Below are 21265 nucleotides of genomic sequence, written 5' to 3'. Positions count from 1 at the left end.
GACGGGACGGGTGGGGGGCCTGGTTAGGATGGGCGGATGCCTCGACTCCTGTCCCGCACCGCGCTGCCGCTGCTGGCGTGCGCCCTGTCCACTGCCGCCTGTGACTCCGTTCCGAAACCCGAGGGTGAATGCCGGGGCTCCCACGGCGCCCAGAGCGTGGTGTGGCCCATCGACACGAACGCCGTGATGTCCGCGTACTCCCACTACGACGGGACGCAGGGCACGCAGCTCAGCCTGGCGTACACGCCGGACGGCGCCCCCGAGCTCGCGGGCTTCGGCGTGGACATCCTGATGCCCGGAGAGCCCACGGTGACCGCCGGGGCGTCGACGCTGAAGCTCCTGCGCCAGGGACAGGCCCTGGTGGCCGAGGACCCGTCCCGGATCCGCGAGTGGCGCGCGCACGTGGGCCCCGCCACGGACGGCTTTCCCGCCGCGTCCGGCGTTCCGGTGGAGGGGACGCTGACGCTGGACCGGCTGGTCCAGGGGGATGGCGAGGCCCAGGGCCGCTTCGTCTACCGCTATGAGGACGGCGGCGAGCTGACGTGCACCTTCAACATCACGGACCGGGTCTACACCGACGACAGCGATTGGGGCGGCGGCGGCGGTGGGGGCTGGGACGACGACGATGACGACGACTGAGCCGCGCGGCGCGGCCTGCTAACCTTCCGGCCATGGGCGTCCACGACTACCGATGCAGCGTCTGCGGTCCTCCCACGTCGTACGCGTGCGGTGAGAAGACCGGCAAGGAGTGCGAGGAGGACGGCATGGGCGATGACGAGGCCATCCTGGACCTGTTCTTCTTCGCCGCCGCCGAGGCCCCGGAGGACGCCGACGCCTTCGAGGAGGCCCGGGGCCGCGCCCGGCGCACGCGGACGCAGCCCTTCGGCTACGACTGGGGCGAATGGGAGTTCGTCCCCAGCCTCAACTACCGGCAGCTGCTCATGGATGACGACGACGCCACGGGCGTCTGGCGCATCGAGCCGTTCGACGAGGACGAGAGCGACGGCAACCCCGTCTCGCTGGTGGTTCCGGAGGACGAGCGCGTCTGGGTGGTCAACTACTGCTCCAACTGCCATCCGCTGTTCGCGGAAGGAAAGCATCCCCCGGACGAGCCCTGTCTGGAATACCTCCGCGCCGTCGCGGAGAACCTGGAGCTGGACTTCGACGGCGTGAAGGGAAGCGCGGACAAGGCGGGCTTCATCGCCACCGTGCGGGAGCGGGTCGCGCGGAGGCGGCCGGTGTCCCGCTGAGCGCCGCTCACCCGGTGGAGACCCGCGCGGCGGCGGCGCGGAGGTCCTCCGGGAGGTTGGCGACCCAGTCGGTGACCTCCTCCAGGTGCAGCGTCTCCTCGCGCAGGACGTCGCGGAAGGCGTCCACCAGGTCGGGCGGTCCCAGCTCCTGGGCCAGGTCCACGAGCAGCGCCCAGCCGGCGTTGTTGAGGATCTCCGAGATGAGGACCGCGCGCAGCGCGTCCTGGAGCGTGGCGCACGGGTCGTCCACGGCCCGCAGGAGCCCATGCGTCCGCGGGTCGGCGCCGTCCCCGGGCACCGTCAGCTGGGCCGCGTCCATCCCCAGCCGGTAGAGGCACTCACGGATGAGGTTCAGGTGGTCCAGCTCCTGGTTGTGCAGCTCCACCAGCCGCTCCGGCGTGGGGCCGCCCGGGTAGCTGCCCAGGGCATGGGTCTTCACCAGCAGGCCCGCGTAGAGCCGCGAGCTGGTCCGCTCGAAGGCGAGCCGCTCCCGCAGCTGGGCGACGAAGATGAGGGGCGTGGGGTGATCCGCGGCCTGGAGGGCACTGCCCACCACCTCCTTGAAGTCCGGCAGGTGCAGCTCCCCCAGGTGCCCCGCGATGCGCATCAGGTTCACGCGCAGGAACCTCACGGCGCTGCCGGAAGGCGGCAAGGGCGAGTGACGGAACAACTCCTCCCGGGCCACCTGCTCCAGCTCCTCGACGCTGAGCCGTGTCGCCGTGTGCTTCAGTCCCCAGTCACCCTCTTCACCAGAAGACATCGCGGCCCTCCCCACGGGCATGCCTTCCAGCGCGATGGCCCGGAAGGGGGGCACAACGTGGAAACGATGCGCCGCCTCCGCCATTGGTACTGGGGTGCTATCGCGCCGCCGCCGGGGCGGAGCCCAGGGACTCGCGCAGCCTCGCGATGTCACGCGAAGGTGGCGCACCGAACATCCGGCTGTACTCGCGGCTGAACTGGGACGGGCTCTCGTAGCCCACGGAGTGGCCGGCCATCGCCGCGTCCATGGCCTGCGCCAGCATCAGGCGCCGGGCCTCCTGGAGCCGCAGCTGCTTCTGGTACTGCAGCGGGCTCATCGCGGTGACGGACTTGAAGTGGTGATGGAGCGCGGACGGGCTCATGTGGACGGCGCGCGCCAGCCGCTCGATGCGCAGCGGCGCGGTGTAGTGCTCCTTGAGCCAGTGGATGGCGCGGGTGACGGACTCCCGGCGGCTGTCCGCCACGGCGATGCGCCGCAGCCGTTCGGAGTTCTCCCCGGACAGCAGCCGGTAGAGGATCTCTCGGATGACCAGCGGCGCGAGCACGGGGATGTCGCGCGGCGTGTCCAGCAGCCGCACCAGCCGCGCGGTCGCGTCCAGCAGCGGCGCGCCCACGGGGCCCAAGGCCAGGCCCCGCACCATGTCCGCGGGGCCGGGCGCGTCCAGCTCCGCCTCCATCATCAGGCTGCCCAGCTGCCCGGGCTCCAGGTCCAGCCGGAAGCACAGGTAGGGCGCGGCGGGCGAGGCCTCCACCACCTGCCCCGTGATGGGCAGGTCCACCGAAGCGACGAGGCACTGGTCCGGGCCATAGACATACAGCTCCTCGCCCAGGAGCACCTGCTTGCGGCCTTGCGCGACGATGCAGAGCGCCGCTTCCTGCAACGCGTGCAGCGGCGTGGTGGGCCGGGAGGCGCGGATGAGCACCACGCGGGGGATGGCGGTGGCGTGGATGCCGTCCGTGGGGGTGTGGCGCTCCAGGAGCGTCGCCAGCTCGGACAGGTGCGGGCCCAGGGCGGAGTCGGGACGGATCGTCGGCATGCACGCCCGTTCTAACCCCGGTCCGGACCGGGTGCTCGTGCAGGAATGGGCAAGAGTCCGCGAGCATCCGGATACCGCCGTCCCCGCGCTCCTTGAGAGGGTGCGTTCATCCCCGGCGCCCTTCGTGCCGGGCCTTCAAGCGAGGACGAAACGATGACGACGGACATCCAGGGCAAGGTGGTGGCCATCACCGGAGCGAGCAGCGGCATTGGCGAGGCGACGGCCCGGCTGCTCGCCGCGCAGGGCGCCAAGGTGGTGCTGGGCGCGCGCCGCACGGACCGGCTGGAGACGCTGACGGGCGAGCTGCGGTCGAAGGGCGGCGAGGCTCGCCACAAGGCGTTGGACGTGACGAAGCGCGAGGACGTGGACGCCTTCGTGGCCTTCACGCTGAAGGAGTACGGGCGGCTGGACGTGCTCATCAACAACGCGGGGGTGATGCCGTTGTCGAAGCTGGACGAGCTGAAGGTGGACGAGTGGGACCGGATGATCGACGTGAACATCCGGGGCGTGCTGCACGGCATCGCGGCGGGGCTGCCGGTGATGAAGCGTCAGAAGTCGGGACAGTTCATCAACCTGTCTTCCATTGGAGGGCACTCGGTCGTTCCGACGGCGGCGGTCTACTGCGCCACGAAGTACGCGGTGATCGCCATCTCCGAGGGGCTGCGCCAGGAGGTGGGCGCGGACCTCCGGGTGACGGTGATTTCGCCGGGAGTCACCACGTCGGAGCTGGCGGAGAGCATCAGCGACCCGGCGTCGCGCGAGTACATGCGCGAGTTCCGCAAGGACGCGATCCCCGCGGACGCCATCGCCCGCGCCATCGGCTACGCCATCAGCCAGCCCGCGGACGTGGACGTGAGTGAGATCATCATCCGCCCCACGTCCAGTCCGTACTGATAGTGGATTGGCGGCGTGTCAGCCGTCGTATAGGGTGGCGGGCGTCGTTCAGAGGGGGAGCCCATCCAATGCCAATGCTGAAACGCCCGCTGTCTGCCTTCATGCTCGGTGCCTGCCTGTTCTCGCTGGCTGCCTGTGATTCCAGTGACGAGCCCGCCCCTGACGCGGGCAGCACCGTGGACGCTGGCTCTGGCCCGGATGCGGGCTCGGACGCCGGCACGGTGGAACAACCGCCGCCGGTCATCCCGGGGGGCCATACGCTGCTGACGCCTTCGTCGGAGAGCCAGACCCTTGCCTGGTCCGGGGATCCCGGGGAGGAGAGGTCGCTTCAGTTGGCCTTCGTGGCCCATGCCGGGCGGCACTATGACTTCACCACGGAGGGGCGGAGGCCTGACTTCTTGCTGTTCTTGCGTGACGCGGCGGGAGTCCTGCTCGACCGGCTCGACTACACGACCAACACCCCCGTCACCTGGCACTGGTCCGGACTCACGGAGGGGGCCGTCTACACCGTGGAGCTCAGGCAGCTTTATTCCGAAAGAGGGGATGCGCTGGTCTTCCGCTTCGTGGACCAGGGCCTGGATGACCATGGTGACCTGCCTCTCACGGCGACTCCGTGGGGTCCCCTGGCGCAGCCCCGGACGGGCCTGGGCGAGCATTCCGGTGAACAGGACGTGTTCTCCTTCGAGACCCTGGCGGACCACGTCTACGCCAGCGACTGCACCTTCCCGACCGAGGGCTGGAGGCTGACCTTCTTCAACCTCGACGGGCGGTATTACAGCGTCGTGGACGATGTCCTGCTCGAGCGGACGCAGGCCACGGCCTTCAAGTCCCCAGGCGGGCCGCACCTCGTCGCCATCCAGAACCGGGGCCCGGCTCCGTCCTCCGAACCGTACAGCTGCCTGTTGAAGGACCAGGGCCCGGAGGACCATGGAGACAGGGTCGAGACGGCGACCGAGCTGCCCCTCGGGACGGCGTCCGTGCCGGGGGAGCTCGACTTCGTCGAGGACGTCGACGCCTTCCTCCTGGGCGTCCTGCCCGGGCACTTCTACCGGGCGTCCTGCACCCTGGAGGGCTCAACGCCTTGCAGCGTCCATGTGGAGAACGGGTTCGAGCAGCCCGAGCCGCAGCCCCAGGTGTCCTTCAAGGCGTTGGCGTCCACTCATCACGTGTGGACGAATGGCCCCCGCGCCGCTCCGGCCCGGTGGGTGGATCTCCCCTACACCCTCCAGTTCGAGGACCTGGGCGCGGATGACCACGGCGACACCGCGGCCACGGCGACGCCGCTCCCGGCGCCGCCACGGACCATCCAGGCCCACTTCACCGCCCGCATCGACCGTGACGTCTTCTCCTTCCAGGCCACCGCCGGTCAGCACTACCAGTTCAGCTCGCCGTGGAGGGAAGGCCAGGGGCAGGTGCTCTCCCTCATCACCGCCGCGGATGGCTTCTCGGAGGAGGCGCCCCGCACGCAGGTCGGCTCGCGCTGGGTCCAGGACTTCACGGCCCCGAGGACGGGGACCTACTTCATCGAGCTCTATGGGAGGGTCGAAGAGAACGTGGGCGATTACACCTTCCAGTTCGAAGCGCTGACCCCCTGATGACCCCAACCCTGCCCGTGATGAAACAACTCCTGTCTGCCTTCATGCTCGGCGCCTGTCTGTTCGCGCTGGGCGCCTGTGATTCAAACGCCAACCCCTCACCTGACGCGGGACCTGGCGTGGACGCCGGGACCGTCACCGAGCCGGATGCGGGCCCGGATGCCGGTTCGACGGTGGTCATCCCGGAGGGCCATACGCTGCTGACGCCGTCGGAGACGGAGGTCCACAGCGTTGCGTGGGATGGCGTGGAGACACCACTCCGGTTCGCCTTCGTGCCCCAGGCCGGGCACCACTACGACCTCATCGTCGAGACCGGTTCGGATGGCTACGTCCTGGAGCTGCGGGACGGGGCAGGGAAGTCGCTCGACTACGGCATCCCGAACCGGGGCGTCAGCTCCACCCCCCATGCGTGGCATTGGTCCGGGCTCACGGGGGGCGCAGTCCATACGGTGGAGGTCACGTGGTACTCCGAGTACTCCGAGGCCCCCGTGGCGCCCTTCTCCTTCCGCTTCGTGGACATGGGCCCGGACGACCACGGCGACCTCTATGCCACGGCGACGCCCTGGACGCCCTCGGAGCAGGTCCTGACGGGGTCCGGTGAGCACTGGGGCGAGCGGGATCTGCTCTCCTTCCAGACGGTGGCGGGCAACGTCTATGCGCTCGAGTGCACCTTCCCCACCCCTTACTGGGAGCTCGCCATCCTCAACTCGCGCGGGCAGGACTACGGCCCCACGGACAACTTCGCCACCGAGGAGACCCAGGCCGCCACGGCCTTCAAGTCTCCGGGGGGCGTGTTCTACGCACTCATCGAGGACCAGCAGGACAACACCTCCACCCAGCCCTACACCTGCGTCTTGAAGGACATGGGGGCGGAGGACCACGGGGACACCGTGGAGACCGCCACCGTGCTCGCGGCGGGCACGGCGTCCGTGCAGGCGAAGATGGAGACCTTCACGGACAAGGACGTCTTCTCCCTGGGCGTCGTGGCCGGTCACTCCTACCGGGTGTCCTGCACCATCGACGGTAACAAGCAATGCGAGGTCTGGAACATCGAGCCGGGCAGCACCTCCCCGGGGCCGTCGGGCAGCGACCGCACCGTCACGGTCTTCACGGCGTCCCAGGCCACGCACTTCGTGCGCGTGAACATCAGTCCGGTCGTCCCGACGCGCTGGGTGGAGGGCCACTACACCCTCCAGTTCGAGGACCTGGGCACGAACGCCCCCTGATGGACCCACGCCGCGGTCCCGGGACACCTGCCCGGGACCGTGGCGCTCGCGTCACATGTTGCGACGGTACTGCCCGCCCACCTCGTACAGCGCGCGGGACAGCTGGCCCAGCGTGCACACCTTGCAGGCGTCCATCAGCGCGCCGAACACGTTGCCGTTGTCCAGGGCCGCGCGGCGCACGGCCTCCAGCGCGGCGGGCGCCGTCTTCGCGTTGCGCTTCCAGAAGGCGTCACGCGCGGTGATGGCGTAGTCCTTCTCGTCCTTCGTCGCGCGAATCACCTCCGGCGGCGTCACCGTGGGCGAGCCCTTGGGGTCCAGGAAGGTGTTCACGCCGATGATGGGCAGCGTCCCGTCGTGCTTCTGCATCTCGTAGTAGAGCGACTCCTCTTGAATCTTGGAGCGCTGGTACATGCGCTCCATCGCGCCCAGCACGCCGCCGCGCTCGGAGATGGCGCGGAACTCGTTGAGCACCGCCGCCTCCACCAGGTCCGTCAGCTCCTCGATGATGAACGAGCCCTGGTTGGGGTTCTCGTTCTTCGACAGGCCGAACTCCTTGTTGATGACCAGCTGGATGGCCAGCGCGCGCCGCACGCTCTCCTCCGTGGGCGTGGTGATGGCCTCGTCGTAGGCGTTCGTGTGCAACGAGTTGCAGTTGTCGTTGAGCGCCAGCAACGCCTGCAGCGTGGTGCGGATGTCGTTGAAGGCAATCTCCTGCGCGTGCAGGGACCGGCCGGACGTCTGGATGTGATACTTCAGCTTCTGCGACCGGTCGTTGCCGCCGTACTTGTCCCGGATGGCCTTGGCCCAGATGCGGCGGGCCACGCGCCCCAGCACCGCGTATTCCGGGTCCATGCCGTTGGAGAAGAAGAACGACAGGTTGGGCGCGAAGTCGTCGATGTGCATCCCGCGCGACAGGTAGTACTCGACGAAGGTGAAGCCGTTGGCCAGCGTGAACGCCAGCTGGGAGATGGGGTTCGCCCCGGCCTCAGCGATGTGGTAGCCGCTGATGGACACCGAGTAGAAGTTCCGCACCTTCTGGTCGATGAAGTACTGCTGGATGTCGCCCATCACGCGCAGGGCGAACTCCGTGGAGAAGATGCAGGTGTTCTGCGCCTGGTCCTCCTTGAGGATGTCCGCCTGCACCGTGCCGCGCACCGCCTGGAGCGTGGACGCGCGGATCTTCGCGTAGACGTCCGCCGGCAGGACTTCATCACCGGACACGCCCAGCAGCAGCAGCCCCAGCCCGTCGTTGCCCTGGGGCAGCTCACCCTGGTAGCGCGGACGCGGCAGGCCGCGCTCCTGGTAGAGCGCGTCGATGCGCTTCTCGACCTCGTCCACCTTGCCGTTCGCGCGGATCCACTTCTCGCACTGCTGGTCCACCGCGGCGTTGAGGAAGAAGCCCAGCAGCATGGGCGCCGGGCCGTTGATGGTCATGGACACGGAGGTGGACGGGTCCGCCAGGTCGAAGCCGGAGTAGAGCTTCTTCGCGTCGTCCACGTTCGCGATGGACACACCCGAGTTGCCCACCTTGCCGTAGATGTCCGGCCGGTGGTCCGGGTCCTCGCCGTACAGCGTCACCGAGTCGAACGCCGTGGACAGGCGCTTCGCCGGCAGGCCGCGCGACACGTAGTGGAAGCGCTTGTTGGTGCGCTCCGGGCCGCCCTCGCCCGCGAACATGCGCGCGGGGTCCTCGCCCTCGCGCTTGAGCGGGAAGACGCCCGCGGTGAACGGGAAGGCGCCCGGCGCGTTCTCCCGCAAGAGCCACGTCAGGATGTCGCCCCAGTCCTCATACTTCGGCAGGGCAATCTTCGGCACGCGCAGGTGCGACAGCGTCTCGCTGATGAGGTCCAGCTCGATGACCTTGTCGCGCACCTGGAACTGGTACTTGGACGCGGCGTAGCGCTTCTTCGTCGCGGGCCACTCGGCCAGCAGGCGCCGGCAGTCCGCGTGCAGGCGGCTCTCCAGGTCCTGGTACAGCGCCACCAGGTCGCCCAGGTACGCGGGCTCGCCCTCCACGCGCTCCGTCACCTGCACCACGTCGCCAGCGTCCTTGGGCTCGACGATTTCGAGCTTCTTCTTGCCCACGTTCTGGCGCAGGGCCTGGATGGTGCCGTGCAGCTGGTACATGCGCCGGGCGATGGCGGCCTGGGCGCGCACGAAGCCGTCGTAGCCCTCGCAGGCTTCGACGATCTCCGCCAGGTAGCGCGTGCGCTCCGGGGGGATGATCCACTTCTTCTCGCTCATGCCGGGCGTGAGGGAGAACCGGCTGTCCAGCGTCGCGCCCGTCTTCTTCACCAGCGCGTCGATGATGGCCCGGTACAGCGTGTTCATGCCCGGGTCGTTGAACTGCGACGCGATGGTGCCGTACACGGGCACCGCGTCGTCGTTCAGCGTGAAGGCGTTGTGGTTGCGCTTCCACTGCTTCTTCACGTCGCGCAGCGCGTCCAGCGACCCGCGCTTGTCGAACTTGTTGATGGCGATGACGTCCGCGAAGTCGAGCATGTCGATCTTCTCGAGCTGCGTCGCCGCGCCGTACTCGGCCGTCATCACGTAGAGCGCCACGTCCGAGTGCTCGGTGATTTCCGTGTCCGACTGCCCGATGCCGGAGGTCTCCACCACGATGAGGTCGAAGCCCGCCGCCTTGCAGACTTCAATGGAGTGGGCGACGTGCCGGGACAGCGCCAGGTTGCTCTGGCGGGTGGCCATCGAGCGCATGTAGACGCGCGGGTTGTCGATGGCGTTCATGCGGATGCGGTCGCCGAGGAGCGCGCCGCCGGACTTGCGCTTGGACGGGTCCACGGAGAGCACCGCCAGGGTCTTGTCCGGGAAGTCCGCCAGGAAGCGGCGCACCAGCTCGTCCACCAGGCTGGACTTGCCGGCGCCGCCCGTGCCCGTGATGCCCAGCACGGGCACCCGGGGGGCGTCCGCGACGGCGGTCTTCATCGCGGCGCGCAGTTCCTCGCCCGCGTCCGCGAAGTTCTCCGCGATGGTGATGAGCGACGCGATGCGCTCCGGCTCGCGCGGGAGCGGCGTCTTCAAGAGGCCCTTGTAGTCCGCCGGGCGCTTCTCGAAGTCACATTGGGAGATGAGGTCGTCGATCATCCCCTGCAGGCCCATGGCGCGGCCGTCGTCCGGGGAATAGATGCGCGCGACGCCGTACTGGTGCAGCTCCTCGATCTCCGAGGGGAGGATGGTGCCGCCGCCGCCGCCGAACACCTTGATGTTCGCGCCGCGCTCGCGCAGCAGGTCAATCATGTACTTGAAGTACTCGACGTGGCCGCCCTGGTAGGACGTGAGGGCGATGCCCTGGGCGTCCTCCTGGATGGCGCAGTCCACGATTTCAGCCACGGACCGGTTGTGGCCCAGGTGGATGATCTCCGCGCCGGAGGACTGCATCAGGCGGCGCATCACGTTGATGGCCGCGTCGTGTCCGTCAAAGAGGCTGGCGGCCGTGACGATGCGGACGTGGTGGCGGGGCCGGTACGGCTGGGGAGCGGTGGTCGGTTGGGGGTGTCGCACGGGCGTACACTAGGAGTGCGGTGCAGGCCCGGCAAGCGATTGAGACAGGCGTTGGCCTTTGAACGACGCGGTTTGTCAGGCCTGCGATTGCGGCAGGAACGCGCCCAGCACACGCAGTGCGGCGGAGGTGGGCGTCGCGCGTCCTTCGCGTACGGCCTGCTCCAGGACAGGCACCAGGGCGGCCACCTCGGGGTGCGCCCGCAGGGCTGCTCGCAGGCCGTCGTGCACCATGGCCCACATCCAGCCCACCTGCTGCTGGGTGCGCCGGTGCTGCAGTTCTCCAGAGGCCTCGCGCTTCGCGACGACGTCCTCCACGGAGGCCCACAGCGTGTCGATGCCGGTGCCCTCCATGGCGCTGCACGTGGTGACCACCGGCTCCGCGCCGGGGCGCATCAGGTGCAGGGCGGCGCGGTACTCCGCGCGGGCCCGCGTGGCGCGCGGCAGGTTGTCGCCGTCCGCCTTGTTGATGGCCACCATGTCCGCGACTTCGAGGATGCCGCGCTTGATGCCCTGCAATTCGTCCCCGGCGCCCGCGAGCATCAGCACCAGGTAGAAGTCCACCAGGTCCGCGACCAGGGTCTCGGACTGGCCCACGCCCACCGTCTCCACCAGCACCACGTCGAAGCCCGCGGCCTCGCACAGCAGCAGCGTCTCCCGCGTCTTGCGCGCGACGCCGCCCAGCGTGCCGCTGGAGGGGCTGGGGCGGATGTACGCGGCCGGCTCCCGCGCCAGCCGGTACATGCGCGTCTTGTCGCCCAGGATGCTGCCGCCCGTGATGCTGCTGGACGGGTCGATGGCGAGCACCGCCACCTTGTGGCCGTTGCCCACCAGGTGCATGCCCAGCGCGTCGATGAAGGTGCTCTTGCCCACGCCGGGCACGCCGCTGATGCCCACGCGGCGGCTCCTGCCGGTGTGGGGCAGCAGCTTCGTGAGCACCTCCTGCGCGAGCCCGGCGTGCTTCGGGTGCTCGCTCTCCACCAGGGTGATGGCGCGCGCGAGCACCGCCCTGTCGCCCGCGCGCACGCCGTCCACGTAGGTGTCCGCGGGCAGCAGCTTCACGCCGCCTCCTGCTCGGCGGCCAGCTTGTCGAGCAGCTCGATGGCGGCCTTCGCGATGACGGTGCCCGGGCCGAAGATGGCGGCGGCGCCCGCGGCGCGCAGCGCGTCGTAGTCCTGGGGCGGGATGACGCCGCCCACCACGACCATGATGTCCTCGCGGCCCAGGGCCTTGAGGGCGTGCTTGAGCTGCGGCACCAGCGTGAGGTGGCCCGCGGCCAGCGACGACGCGCCCACCACGTGCACGTCGTTCTCCACCGCCTGGCGCGCGGACTCTTCCGGCGTCTGGAACAGCGGGCCAATGTCCACGTCGAAGCCCAGGTCCGCGAACGCGGTGGCGATGACCTTCTGCCCGCGGTCATGGCCGTCCTGGCCCATCTTCGCGATGAGGATGCGCGGCCGGCGGCCGAAGCGCGCCAGGAAGTCATCCGCCTTCGCCCGCGCCTCCGCGATGCCCTGCGCCTGTCCCGCTTCCGCTGAATACACGCCCGTCACCCCGCGCACGGTGGCCTCGTAGCGCCCGTAGACCTTCTCCAGGGCGTCGCTGATTTCGCCCACGGTGGCCTTCGCCCGAGCCGCGTCGATGGCCAGCGCCAGGAGGTTTCCCTCGTTGCGCCGGCCCGCCTCGGTGAGCGCGTCCAGCCGGCGGCGGACCTCTTCGCCATTGCGCTCCGCGCGCAGCTCCCGCAGGCGGGCAATCTGCGCCTCGCGCACGGCGGAGTTGTCCACCTTGAGGATTTCGATGTTGTCCGCGCGCTCCGGCGGGTACTTGTTCACGCCGATGATGGCCTGGCGTCCGGAGTCGATGCGCGCCTGGGTGCGCGCGGCGGCCTCCTCGATGCGCAGCTTGGGCAGGCCCGCTTCAATGGCCTGGGTCATGCCGCCCAGCGCCTCCACCTCCTGGATGTGGCCCCAGGCCTTCTGCGCCAGCTCGTGGGTGAGGCGCTCCACGTAGTAGCTGCCGCCCCATGGGTCGATGACGCGCGTGGTGCCGCTCTCCAGCTGGAGGTAGAGCTGGGTGTTGCGGGCGATGCGCGCGCTGAAGTCCGTGGGCAGCGCGATGGCTTCATCCAGCGAGTTGGTGTGCAGGCTCTGCGTGTGGCCCTGCGTCGCGGCCATGGCCTCCACGCAGGTGCGCACGACGTTGTTGTAGACGTCCTGCGCGGTGAGGCTCCAGCCGGACGTCTGGCAATGGGTGCGCAGCGCCAGGCTCTTGTCGCTCTTGGGGTTGAAGCCCTTGATGAGGCGGGCCCACAGGAGGCGGGCCGCGCGCATCTTGGCCACCTCCATGAAGAAGTTCATCCCGATGGCCCAGAAGAACGACAGGCGCGGGGCGAACGCGTCCACGCCCAGGCCGGCGGCGAGCCCGGCGCGCACGTACTCCACGCCGTCCGCGAGCGTGTAGCCCAGCTCCAGGTCCTGCGTCGCGCCGGCCTCCTGCATGTGGTAGCCGCTGATGCTGATGCTGTTGAAGCGCGGCATCCGCTCCGCCGTGAACTTGAAGATGTCCCCGATGATCCGCATCGAGGGACCGGGCGGATAGATGTACGTGTTGCGGACCATGAACTCCTTGAGGATGTCGTTCTGGATGGTCCCGCTGAGCTGCTCGGGCTTCACGCCCTGCTCCTCGGCCGCGACCACGTAGAGCGCGAGCACGGGGAGGACGGCGCCGTTCATCGTCATCGACACGCTCATCTGGTCGAGCGGGATGCGGTCGAACAGGATGCGCATGTCCTTGATGGAGTCGATGGCGACGCCCGCCATGCCCACGTCACCCGCGACGCGCGGGTGGTCGCTGTCGTAGCCGCGGTGCGTGGCCAGGTCGAACGCGATGGACAGGCCCTTCTGACCGGCCGCGAGGTTGCGGCGGTAGAAGGCGTTGGACGCCTCCGCCGTGGAGAAGCCCGCGTACTGGCGCACCGTCCACGGCTGCTGCACGTACATGGTGGAGTAGGGGCCGCGCACGAAGGGCGGCAGGCCCGGCAGCGAGCCCAGGTGCGCCACGCCCTCCAGGTCCTCGCGGGTGTAGAGCGGCTTCACCGGGATGCCCTCGGGCGTGTCCCAGGCCTCCGCGGCGCGCCTGGCAGTGCGCGCGTGGGCGCGCTGCTTCTCGACGGCCGGCGCGGGCGTCTGGGTTTCGGGGGCGTCGAAGGCGACGCGGGAGAAGTCCGGAACGGTGGGGCGCATCAGGCCACTCCCAGTTGCGTGTGCAGCGTCTTCAGGAGCTGGAACAGGTCCGCTCCCGCGTAGAGGAAGAGGTCCACGCCGGCCGCGCGGAAGGCGGCCTCGTGTTCACCGGGGCGGCCCGCGACGGCGACCGTGCGGGCGCCCTTCGCCTTGAGGGCCGCGACAAAGACAGGCACGGCCTCCGGGTAGAGGGCATCCGGACCGGAGAGGACGGCCAGCGCCGTGCCCGCCTTCGCGAACAGCTCCGCGGCGGCGTTCGCGTCCGCGAAGCCGTGGTGCTCGTCGGGCTCGATGCCGCCCACCGCGAGCACGTTGGAAATCCACGTGGAGCGCGCGGTGTGCTCGGCCACGGTGCCCAGGTTCGCCATGAAGGCGCGCGGGCGGACGCCGTGCGCCGCGTGGTAGCAGTCGCTCGCGTCGCGCAGGGACTCGAAGGCCTCCGCCACGCGGACGGGCTGGGGCGGGGTGACGGCGCCTTCACTGTTCGCGGGCGCGGCCGGGCGGGCCTCGCGCTGCACGGGGGCTTCGTGGAGGTGGGGGAACTCGCTGACGCCCACGATGGGGAGCTTGCGCGTGCGCACGGCCTTGTCGCGCGCGGCGCGCGTCTCCGTGAGGACGCGGGCCACGTCGCCCTGCGCGATGGCGCGGGAGAGGCCGCCCAGCGCTTCGATGCGCTGGAGCTCCGTCCAGGCCGCGCGGGCGAACTCGCCGGTGAGCTGCTCCAGGTAGTAGCTGCCGCCCGCGGGGTCCGCGACGCGGTTGAGGCTGGACTCGTCGCGCAGGATGAGCTGCGTGTTGCGCGCGAGCCGCCGGCCCAGCTCGTCCGGCGTGCCCAGGGGCTCGTCGAAGGGGGACGTGCTCACGCTGTCCGCGCCCGCGACGACGGCGGCGAAGGACTCCGCGGTGCCGCGCAGGATGTTCACCCACGGGTCGCGCCGCGTCTTGGTGGCGCTGGCGGTGCGAGCGTGCAGCGCCATGGCCTGCGACTCCGGCGCACCGCCCGAAGCGGCGACGACCTTGGACCAGAGCAGCCGCGCCGCGCGCAGCCTGGCGATCTCCGGGAAGAACTGCCCGCCCACGGACAGCGCGAACTGCATGGACCGCGCGGCCTCACCGGGGGACAGGCCCGCGCGCTCCAGCTCGCGCAGGTACTCCACGCCGGTGCGATGCTCCACGCCAGCTCGTGCACGGACGTGGCGCCCGCGTCCGCCCAGGGGCGCGACGACACCAGCAGCGCGCGCAGGCCCGGAGCGTCCTTGAGCAGTGACGTGACGAGGGGCGCGGCCTCCGCCAGCGTGCGGGCCACGTCCACCTTCGCGGCGCCGTGGCGAGCGAGCGCCGCGATGGGGTCGATGCCCAGGCTGCCGCGCAGGGCCTGCTTCGCGGCGCCGGCCTTCTTCGCCAGCACCTCCAGCAGCAGGGACGCGGGGCGGAGCACGTCCGCGGTCGGCTCCAGGTGCACGGGCGTGCGGTCCAGCGGCACGTGCGCGAGCAGCCGCGCCAGCGTGGCCTCATCCTTCACGTCCAGGCCGAGGGGCGCGTCCAGCAGCAGCCACACGCCCTGCGTGGCCGCGCTCCAGGTCGTCGCGCAGCACCTCGGCGGTCGCGGCCACGTCGGGGCCCGCGTACTCCTGGCACAGGAGCCAGCCGCCCTCGGTGTGACCCAGGGGCTGGGTGCCACGCACATAGGGCGCGACGCCAGGCGGTTCGGCCGGGGGCGGGGCGTCCTGGGGGGTGTAGAGGGGCTGGAGGGACAGGCCGCCTTCGAGAGGCGACTGGAGCACCGTGAAGGGCTTGCCCTTGAGGTCCTTGTCCACCAGCCGGCGCCACTCCTCGACGGAAGGGGGCGGGAAGTCCGCTGCGGTAAGAGGCACGTCAGCCATGCCCCTCCCATAGGCGCATTGCCCGCCCCGGGGCAATGGGATGGTGACGCCGCCCGCGCCGTACGCCCTGTACTGGGCGTCGGGCGCAACCTCAGGCGAATATTCAAGTTAAGTCGTTTAATTCGATTAAATCAGATTAAGCGGCTTTAGCGCGTATGTTTACTGCTGGTAGGGATTGGACGTCCCGGGAGTCGCACACCCATTGGCCCGGGACATCCCCCTTGCATGGAGGCGATGTGATGAAGCGTCAAAGCCTGTTCCTGGCCCTGCTGGTGCTGCCGCTGCTGGCGTGCGGTGGCGTGGACGTCGCGTCGGAGGACGTGGCGCCGGAAGTGGAGATGGGCAGCGTGGAGTCGCAGCTGCAGCCCAACTGGGCGTCGTGCAGTGGAGACTCGGACTGCACCTCCAACCGCTGTGGCTGCAACGGCGGCACGACCCGCGTGTGTCTGCCGAACGACACGTACCCGAAGCAGTGTGGCAACTGGACGGCGTGCACCAGCGATTCGCAGTGCACGTCCAACTGGTGCGGCTGCAACGGTGGGCAGGTGAAGGTCTGCCTGCCGAACAGCAGCTATCCGAAGACCTGCACCTGAGCCGTCCGCGCCGCCGCCCGCCCACCGGGCGGCGGCGCCCGGGGTCGAAGCCCGACCTTCGCAAGCCTGGCCTTGAAGGCCAGCTCGCGCTGGACGTGGGCGGCGGCGGATGGGCCCGGTTCCTGGTGATGCCCACGTCCTTCTGGGTGAAGCTGCCGATGATGATCGTCGGTTCCATCCTGGTGTTCACGGCCGTCATCGTCATCAGCGTCGCGAGCTCGAGCGCCCTGGACTCGGCCACGGACTCAACGCCAGACGTCCGGGTGGGCCCGGGCGAATGACTCGAAGTCGCGAGGAGCGCGGCCGGTGACCCGGAGCACGGTGTCCGTCACGCGGTCCTCTGCCCCGTCGCGGATGAGCCCGTCGAGCATCGTGAGCAGCCGCGCGTAGGTCTCCGGCATGCCGGAGGCCTGGAGGTGCCGCTGTGCCTCCTCCGGCGTCGCGTGCACGTGCCGGATGGCGCGGCCCGACACCCGGGACAGGATGGCCGCGACGTCGTCGTAGCTCAGCGCCTGGGGCCCGGTGATGACGTGCGCGGTGTCATGGGACACGTCCTCCGCGAGCGCCCGGACGCCCACCGCCGCGATGTCCCCCGCGTCCACGAAGCCCACCCGTCCCTGGCCGGTGGCGGTCACCAGCGTGCCGTCGCGCCGGAGGCCGGCGTCGTGATGGTGGCCGGGGTTGGTGAAGTTCTGCATGAACCACGAGGGCTGGAGCACGCTCCACTCCGGCGCATGCGTGCGCAGGAAGTGGTGCACCTGCCCCAGCCCCGGGCCCCCCTCCGCAACGGCGGACGCGGAGAGCAGGACGACCCGACGCACGCCGCCGGCCAGCGCGCGCTCCAGGACGGGAATCATGAGGGCGGACGGGTCCTCCACCAGCCCGGGCGCGAGGACGTACATCCGGTCCACGCCCTCCAGCGCGGCCCCATGCGTGGACGGGTCCGCCCAGTCGAAGCGCACGTGCTCCGCGGCGGCGACGGGCGGCCGCGGGTCGCGCGTGGCGGTGCGCACCGTGAAGCCCTCCGCCGTGAGCCCCGCCGCGATGGGACGTCCCGTGTTGCCGGCCGCTCCGATGACGAGGATGCGCATCATGCCTGCTCCCGGGTGAAGGACTCGAAGGTGCCCCGGGGCGCGGCCAGCGGGTTCCAGTACTCGCGGTAGTGCGCGATGCGGCCGTCGCGCACCTGTATCCGCATCACGTAGTCCTGTTCGTAGGGGAGGTTCCCGGGCTGCAGCGTCGCGGTGCCGTGCACCTCCAGCCAGCCCGTCTGTCCATCCGCGCCCGGGTAGCGCCGGGCGTTCGTGAAGGTGAGCCCCTGGAAGTGCTGCGTGATGGACGCGAAGTAGGCGCGGATGGCGGAGCTGCCCTCCAGCCGCGCAGGCCCGCCGAGCGAGGGGGCATAGGGGAACTCGACGACGGCGTCATCCGTGAAGAGGGCGAGCCAGCGCTCGACGTCCGTGGCGATGAGCGCGAGGTGCGCGTCCATCAGCCGGTCCAGGTCAGGAGAAGTGCGGTCCACGTGCTGCCTCCAGCAAGAGGTGATGGACCAGGAATAGGGCGTCCGTTATGGACGCTCCATGTCACTGCGTCCAAAAGAACTGTCTTTCCGTCCAATGCCTCCGGACGAAAAGACCGACGTGGTCTCCGACGTGCTGGAGACGCTGCGGTTCAAGACGCTGCTCTTCGGCCGCTTCGAGCTGGGCGCGCCCTGGGCGGTGCGCATGCCCCGCAAGGCCAACGCGTCCTTCTACGTGGTGGCGCGCGGAAGCCTGCGCCTCCAGGTGGAGGGCACGGCGAAGCCGGTGTTCCTGTCCGCCGGGGACGTGGTGCTGCTGCCCCGCGCGCCCGCGCACGTGCTGGATGACGGCGGCCGCCGCGCCCCCGCCGCGAGCGACTTCGTCCCACCGCAGCAGCTCCGCCCGCCCACCACGCGGCTGGGCGGAGCAGGGCCGCTCACCACGCTGGTCACCGGCTGCTTCCAGTTCGGCGTGGACCCCGAGCATCCGCTGCTGCGGGCCTTCCCCTCCATCATCCGCCTGTCCACGCAGGAGGGGCAGGGGACGCCGTCGCTCGCCGCCACCGTGCAGCTCATCACCGCGGAGACCGCCCTGCCGGGGCCGGGGAGCGCGCTGGTGCTGGGCCGGCTGGCGGACGTGCTGCTCGTCCATGCGCTGCGGGCCCAGACGGCGCTGGCGGGAGCGCGGCAGGCGGGGTGGAAGGCGCTGGCGGATCCAGCCATCGGGAACGCGCTCTCGCTGATGCACGAACAGCCCGGCACGCCCTGGACGGTGGAGCGGCTGGCGCAGGCCGTGGGCGTGTCGCGCTCCGGGTTCGCCGCGCGCTTCCACGCGCTGGTGGGCGAGACGCCCCTGCACTACCTGTCCCACTGGCGGATGATCCGCGCCGCGCGCTGGCTGCGGGAGTCCACCGACAGCCTGGACACCATCGCCGAGCGCGCCGGCTACGAAAGCGCGCCCGCCTTCAGCAAGGCCTTCAAGCGGCGCTGGGGCGTGGGCCCCGGAGCCTACCGGCGCGCGCCCACCGACGGTGAAGCCGGCGGGCTCCGTGTCGACCTGTAACAGCCGCTGACGAAAGGAGAGGCTGTCCGCGCGTCAAGCTTCAGCGCGAGCCTTCAGTAATAGCAGCGCCAGTAATCGTACCCTTCCCCGTCGCAATAGCAGTAGGCATGGCCCACACCTCCGGGGCGAATACACGTACGCGGGTTGGCCCCAGAAGAGGGACAGGCCATGCCATCCAACACATCGCACTCGAGCAACACCGAGGCGTTGACGTCGGCATCCGCGTGAGGCGCCGTCTGGCTCGTCGTGTCCTCCGCGGACGTGGGCTCCATGGCGCCACCACAGCCAACGAGCAGCCCGAACATCAACGCTGAAACAATTCCTCGCATGTGTCCTCCGGTTTGAGAGCCATTGCGAGGGTAGCATTGCTTTGCGGTCAAGCTCAATATTCGAGCAATGTGTCGCAGCACGTCAGAGCCATGCCTGACAGGGTGTCCTGACAGCCCCGGCGCAGGGTCGGAATCTGGACGGGGCAGGCGCAAGCCCCGTCTTCAGCGGCCAGGCGTTATTGACTTTCAGGTCGCGCATAATCTGTAAATCAATATTTCTCCTCCAGGATCCTCCCCATGCATCCGGGCCTCAAGCGCTGCTTCGTCTCCGTTGCCGTGGTGTCCACGCTGTGTGCCGGGCTGACCGCTGCGGCGGATCCGCTGACGGGGGTGTACCGGGGCGAGGTGTATTCGCAGCCGAACGCGGTGAACGCGTACTCCACCTGGCTGGGCTTCGACGTGAAGATGGGCCAGGGGCACCAGGCGAAGGACTCGTGGGGCAACATCGAGAACCCGGGCTGGCAGCTGGGCGCGTGGCGCACCTGGGTGAAGGCGAAGGCGGGCCGGCGCTTCAACTACTCGGTGGCGATGTTCCCCAGCGGGCAGGGCACGCTCGCGTCGTGCGCGGCGGGCTCGTATGACCAGCGCTTCAAGAACCTGGCGACCCACCTGGTGGCCTACGAGCTCCAGGGGACCATCATCCGCCTGGGCTGGGAGTTCAGCGGCAGCTGGATGCCCTGGTACTCCGGCAACGGCCAGCAGGCGAACTTCGCCGCGTGCTTCCGCCGCATCGTGACGGCCATGCGCACGCAGCAGCCGAACGCGGGCTTCGAGTTCGACTGGAACCCGAACTACGACATCTCCGCCGCGGACCTGAGCGCCACGTACCCGGGCGACGCTTACGTCGACTACATCGGCCTGGACATGTACGACCAGGGCTGGAACGGCGCCTATCCGATTCCGGCGGGCTGCACGGGCTCATGCGCGCTCACGCGGTGGCAGTCGGTGTGGAACGCGCAGTTCGGCCCGGCGCTGACGAAGTTCAAGAGCTTCGCCCAGGCGCACAACAAGCGGCTGTCCGTGCCCGAGTGGGGTGTCAACGACGCGGCCACGAACGGCGGCGGGGATGACACGTACTACGTGCAGCAGATGCTGGCGTTCATCTTCGACCCGGCGAGCAACGTGGGCTACCACTCGTACTTCGACATCCAGGCGGCGGACGGCCACCACCAGCTGTCCAGCGCGGACGCCAACGGCGGCAATACCTTCGTCACCGAGTTCCCCAACGCCGCCGCTGTCTTCAAGAATCACTACGCGGGCCTGAACCCGCAGCCCGCGCAGCTGTCCACCACGAAGGCCACGGTGAGCCCGGCGACGGTGACGCGCGGCCAGTCCTTCAACGTGACAGGCACCGTGACGTCGCCCACGGCGCGCACGCTGGTGGTGAAGTATGAGATCCGCAACGCGGGCAACTCGGCGCTGGTGTCGGAGCGTTCGTACACGGCGCAGGCCTTCACGGCGGGCCAGACGCGCAGCTACACGTCCGCGTTCACCATCCCCACGTCGCTGAGCGCCGGCACCTACCGCGTGGACACGCTCGTCTACACGGCGGACTGGTCGCAGACGCTGCTGTACCGCAACGACACGACCTTCACCGCGAACTGATGGGGGGCCGGGGCCGCCTGGGGGCTGACGGCCCCATCGTTTCCGCCCATTCGAGCAGGTGACGGACGAGGACTTCCGCTCGCGGCTGGACACCCACCTGTTCGGGGGGATGAACGTGACGCGCGCGGCGCTGCCGGTCTTTCGCGAGCAGCGCTCCGGGCACGTCATCCAGGTGTCGTCCATGGGAGGCCGCCTGGCGACGCCGGGGCTGGGCGCGTACCCGGCCGCGAAGTGGGCGTGGGGGCTTCTCCGAGGTGCTGGCCAAGGACCTGTCGCTGTCCACCGACTTCCCGGAGGCCCGAGGGCCCGCCCCGCGCCTGTGACGGCTACCAGAGGTTGCGGCCGTCCACGAACTTCACGCGCACCGCGTCCAGGTTGAAGTCGTCGAACAGGCGCGCGTTGAGGCCCACCTTGAACTGGCCGGGCACGGGCGCGTTGTTCTCCCAGACGGGGATGTCCGACCACGTACCGCAGCCGCACTTCTGGCAGTGGTGGTGCACGACGGGCGCGTTGCGGTCGTAGGGGGCCACCTGGTCGCGGCTCGTGAACTTCACCTGCTCCGGAGGGTAGTAGGCCCAGAGCATGCCGCGCTTGGAGCAGAAGGTGCAGTTGCAGCGGGTGATGTCCCTGGGCGGCGCGGTCACCTCGAACCGCGTCGCGCCGCAGTGACAGCTTCCCTTCAGGGGCGTGGCTTCGCTCATGCCGCCATCATCCGGAGCGCCGCGCTTCCTGGAAGCAGGGTGCGCGGGCG

General features: G+C 69.8%; 18 protein-coding genes and 1 pseudogene. 10 read left to right on the top strand and 9 right to left on the bottom strand.

Annotated features, from left to right (window positions below; genetic code table 11):
* The first annotated feature begins 36 nt into the window (after nt 1-36).
* Nucleotides 37-639: a hypothetical protein gene (locus tag ACLEQD_RS01340; RefSeq protein WP_410381106.1), complete on the top strand. Its 603-nt coding sequence runs from the start codon at nt 37-39 to the stop codon at nt 637-639.
* Nucleotides 640-671: 32 nt separating this feature from the next.
* Nucleotides 672-1250: a hypothetical protein gene (locus ACLEQD_RS01335; protein WP_410381104.1), complete on the top strand. Its 579-nt coding sequence runs from the start codon at nt 672-674 to the stop codon at nt 1248-1250.
* 7 nt (nt 1251-1257) lie between these two features.
* Here the strand turns inward: ACLEQD_RS01335 and ACLEQD_RS01330 are convergent, their stop codons facing one another.
* The gene (locus tag ACLEQD_RS01330) at nt 1258-2010 is read right to left on the bottom strand and encodes a hypothetical protein (RefSeq protein ID WP_410381103.1); all 753 of its coding nucleotides are present in this window, start codon (nt 2008-2010) and stop codon (nt 1258-1260) included.
* Between the two features lie 97 nt (nt 2011-2107).
* Nucleotides 2108-3046 (bottom strand): AraC family transcriptional regulator N-terminal domain-containing protein, encoded by a 939-nt coding sequence (locus ACLEQD_RS01325; protein WP_410381101.1) that lies wholly within the window; start codon nt 3044-3046, stop codon nt 2108-2110.
* 153 nt (nt 3047-3199) lie between these two features.
* On the opposite strand from ACLEQD_RS01325, the gene ACLEQD_RS01320 reads away from it, so the two are divergent.
* The 3 genes from ACLEQD_RS01320 (at nt 3200) to ACLEQD_RS01310 (ending at nt 6761) form a co-directional block, all read left to right on the top strand.
* The gene (locus ACLEQD_RS01320; protein WP_410381099.1) at nt 3200-3940 is read left to right on the top strand and encodes an SDR family oxidoreductase; all 741 of its coding nucleotides are present in this window, start codon (nt 3200-3202) and stop codon (nt 3938-3940) included.
* Between the two features lie 332 nt (nt 3941-4272).
* Nucleotides 4273-5535: a hypothetical protein gene (locus tag ACLEQD_RS01315; protein ID WP_410381098.1), complete on the top strand. Its 1263-nt coding sequence runs from the start codon at nt 4273-4275 to the stop codon at nt 5533-5535.
* A 17-nt stretch (nt 5536-5552) separates the two neighbouring features.
* Entirely contained in the window at nt 5553-6761 is a 1209-nt protein-coding gene (locus ACLEQD_RS01310; protein ID WP_410381097.1) for a hypothetical protein, read from the top strand.
* A 51-nt stretch (nt 6762-6812) separates the two neighbouring features.
* Here the strand turns inward: ACLEQD_RS01310 and ACLEQD_RS01305 are convergent, their stop codons facing one another.
* The 4 genes and pseudogenes from ACLEQD_RS01305 to ACLEQD_RS01290 all read right to left on the bottom strand — a co-directional run bounded on the left by ACLEQD_RS01305 (nt 6813) and on the right by ACLEQD_RS01290 (nt 15405).
* Nucleotides 6813-10280, bottom strand: a complete 3468-nt coding sequence (locus ACLEQD_RS01305) for a methylmalonyl-CoA mutase family protein (protein WP_410381095.1) — start codon at nt 10278-10280, stop codon at nt 6813-6815.
* Between the two features lie 75 nt (nt 10281-10355).
* The gene (gene meaB, locus ACLEQD_RS01300) at nt 10356-11339 is read right to left on the bottom strand and encodes a methylmalonyl Co-A mutase-associated GTPase MeaB (RefSeq protein ID WP_410381093.1); all 984 of its coding nucleotides are present in this window, start codon (nt 11337-11339) and stop codon (nt 10356-10358) included.
* Nucleotides 11336-13522: a methylmalonyl-CoA mutase gene (gene scpA, locus ACLEQD_RS01295; RefSeq protein WP_410381091.1), complete on the bottom strand. Its 2187-nt coding sequence runs from the start codon at nt 13520-13522 to the stop codon at nt 11336-11338. Before scpA ends, meaB begins: the two co-directional genes overlap by 4 nt.
* A pseudogene (locus ACLEQD_RS01290) lies at nt 13522-15405 on the bottom strand (methylmalonyl-CoA mutase family protein). Before ACLEQD_RS01290 ends, scpA begins: the two are co-directional and overlap by 1 nt.
* Nucleotides 15406-15644: 239 nt before the next feature.
* On the opposite strand from ACLEQD_RS01290, the gene ACLEQD_RS01285 reads away from it, so the two are divergent.
* Both ACLEQD_RS01285 and ACLEQD_RS01280 read left to right on the top strand, forming a co-directional pair.
* A complete protein-coding gene (locus ACLEQD_RS01285) occupies nt 15645-15998 on the top strand; it encodes a hypothetical protein (protein WP_171416946.1) in 354 nt (117 codons plus the stop codon).
* 95 nt (nt 15999-16093) lie between these two features.
* On the top strand, nt 16094-16279 hold the full coding sequence (locus ACLEQD_RS01280) for a hypothetical protein (RefSeq protein ID WP_410381089.1): 186 nt from the start codon (nt 16094-16096) through the stop codon (nt 16277-16279).
* Here the strand turns inward: ACLEQD_RS01280 and ACLEQD_RS01275 are convergent.
* Nucleotides 16244-17092, bottom strand: coding sequence for an NAD(P)H-binding protein (locus ACLEQD_RS01275; RefSeq protein ID WP_410381087.1), 849 nt, complete (start codon nt 17090-17092; stop codon nt 16244-16246). The genes ACLEQD_RS01280 and ACLEQD_RS01275 overlap by 36 nt on opposite strands.
* Nucleotides 17089-17520: a nuclear transport factor 2 family protein gene (locus ACLEQD_RS01270; RefSeq protein ID WP_410381085.1), complete on the bottom strand. Its 432-nt coding sequence runs from the start codon at nt 17518-17520 to the stop codon at nt 17089-17091. The genes ACLEQD_RS01275 and ACLEQD_RS01270 overlap by 4 nt, the downstream gene beginning before the upstream one ends.
* Nucleotides 17521-17614: 94 nt before the next feature.
* On the opposite strand from ACLEQD_RS01270, the gene ACLEQD_RS01265 reads away from it, so the two are divergent.
* From ACLEQD_RS01265 to ACLEQD_RS01255, 3 genes are all read left to right on the top strand, one after another.
* Nucleotides 17615-18580, top strand: a complete 966-nt coding sequence (locus ACLEQD_RS01265; RefSeq protein ID WP_410381083.1) for a cupin domain-containing protein — start codon at nt 17615-17617, stop codon at nt 18578-18580.
* A gap of 566 nt (nt 18581-19146) precedes the next feature.
* A complete protein-coding gene (locus ACLEQD_RS01260) occupies nt 19147-20514 on the top strand; it encodes a glycoside hydrolase family 26 protein (protein WP_410381081.1) in 1368 nt (455 codons plus the stop codon).
* Between the two features lie 58 nt (nt 20515-20572).
* Nucleotides 20573-20893, top strand: a complete 321-nt coding sequence (locus ACLEQD_RS01255; protein WP_410381079.1) for an SDR family NAD(P)-dependent oxidoreductase — start codon at nt 20573-20575, stop codon at nt 20891-20893.
* Here the strand turns inward: ACLEQD_RS01255 and ACLEQD_RS01250 are convergent.
* The gene (locus ACLEQD_RS01250) at nt 20841-21215 is read right to left on the bottom strand and encodes a GFA family protein (protein ID WP_410381078.1); all 375 of its coding nucleotides are present in this window, start codon (nt 21213-21215) and stop codon (nt 20841-20843) included. The two genes, ACLEQD_RS01255 and ACLEQD_RS01250, sit on opposite strands and share 53 nt — an antisense overlap.
* Between the last annotated feature and the right edge of the window lie 50 nt (nt 21216-21265).

It is taken from the genome of Corallococcus sp. 4LFB, from assembly GCF_046520365.1.
Lineage (GTDB): Bacteria > Myxococcota > Myxococcia > Myxococcales > Myxococcaceae > Corallococcus > Corallococcus caeni.
Note: the sequence above shows the minus strand (reverse complement) of the source record. Positions and strands in the feature narration are given on the sequence as shown.

What these genes read in the sequence shown, in the direction of transcription:
- ACLEQD_RS01325 (WP_410381101.1), bottom strand. Translation starts at nt 3,046, where the DNA reads ATGCCGACGATCCGTCCCGACTCCGCCCTGGGCCCGCACCTGTCCGAG.
- scpA (WP_410381091.1), bottom strand. Translation starts at nt 13,522, where the DNA reads ATGCGCCCCACCGTTCCGGACTTCTCCCGCGTCGCCTTCGACGCCCCC.
- ACLEQD_RS01285 (WP_171416946.1), top strand. Translation starts at nt 15,645, where the DNA reads ATGAAGCGTCAAAGCCTGTTCCTGGCCCTGCTGGTGCTGCCGCTGCTG.
- ACLEQD_RS01275 (WP_410381087.1), bottom strand. Translation starts at nt 17,092, where the DNA reads ATGATGCGCATCCTCGTCATCGGAGCGGCCGGCAACACGGGACGTCCC.
- ACLEQD_RS01335 (WP_410381104.1), top strand. Translation starts at nt 672, where the DNA reads ATGGGCGTCCACGACTACCGATGCAGCGTCTGCGGTCCTCCCACGTCG.
- ACLEQD_RS01265 (WP_410381083.1), top strand. Translation starts at nt 17,615, where the DNA reads ATGCCTCCGGACGAAAAGACCGACGTGGTCTCCGACGTGCTGGAGACG.
- ACLEQD_RS01330 (WP_410381103.1), bottom strand. Translation starts at nt 2,010, where the DNA reads ATGTCTTCTGGTGAAGAGGGTGACTGGGGACTGAAGCACACGGCGACA.
- ACLEQD_RS01320 (WP_410381099.1), top strand. Translation starts at nt 3,200, where the DNA reads ATGACGACGGACATCCAGGGCAAGGTGGTGGCCATCACCGGAGCGAGC.
- ACLEQD_RS01340 (WP_410381106.1), top strand. Translation starts at nt 37, where the DNA reads ATGCCTCGACTCCTGTCCCGCACCGCGCTGCCGCTGCTGGCGTGCGCC.
- ACLEQD_RS01260 (WP_410381081.1), top strand. Translation starts at nt 19,147, where the DNA reads ATGCATCCGGGCCTCAAGCGCTGCTTCGTCTCCGTTGCCGTGGTGTCC.
- ACLEQD_RS01250 (WP_410381078.1), bottom strand. Translation starts at nt 21,215, where the DNA reads ATGAGCGAAGCCACGCCCCTGAAGGGAAGCTGTCACTGCGGCGCGACG.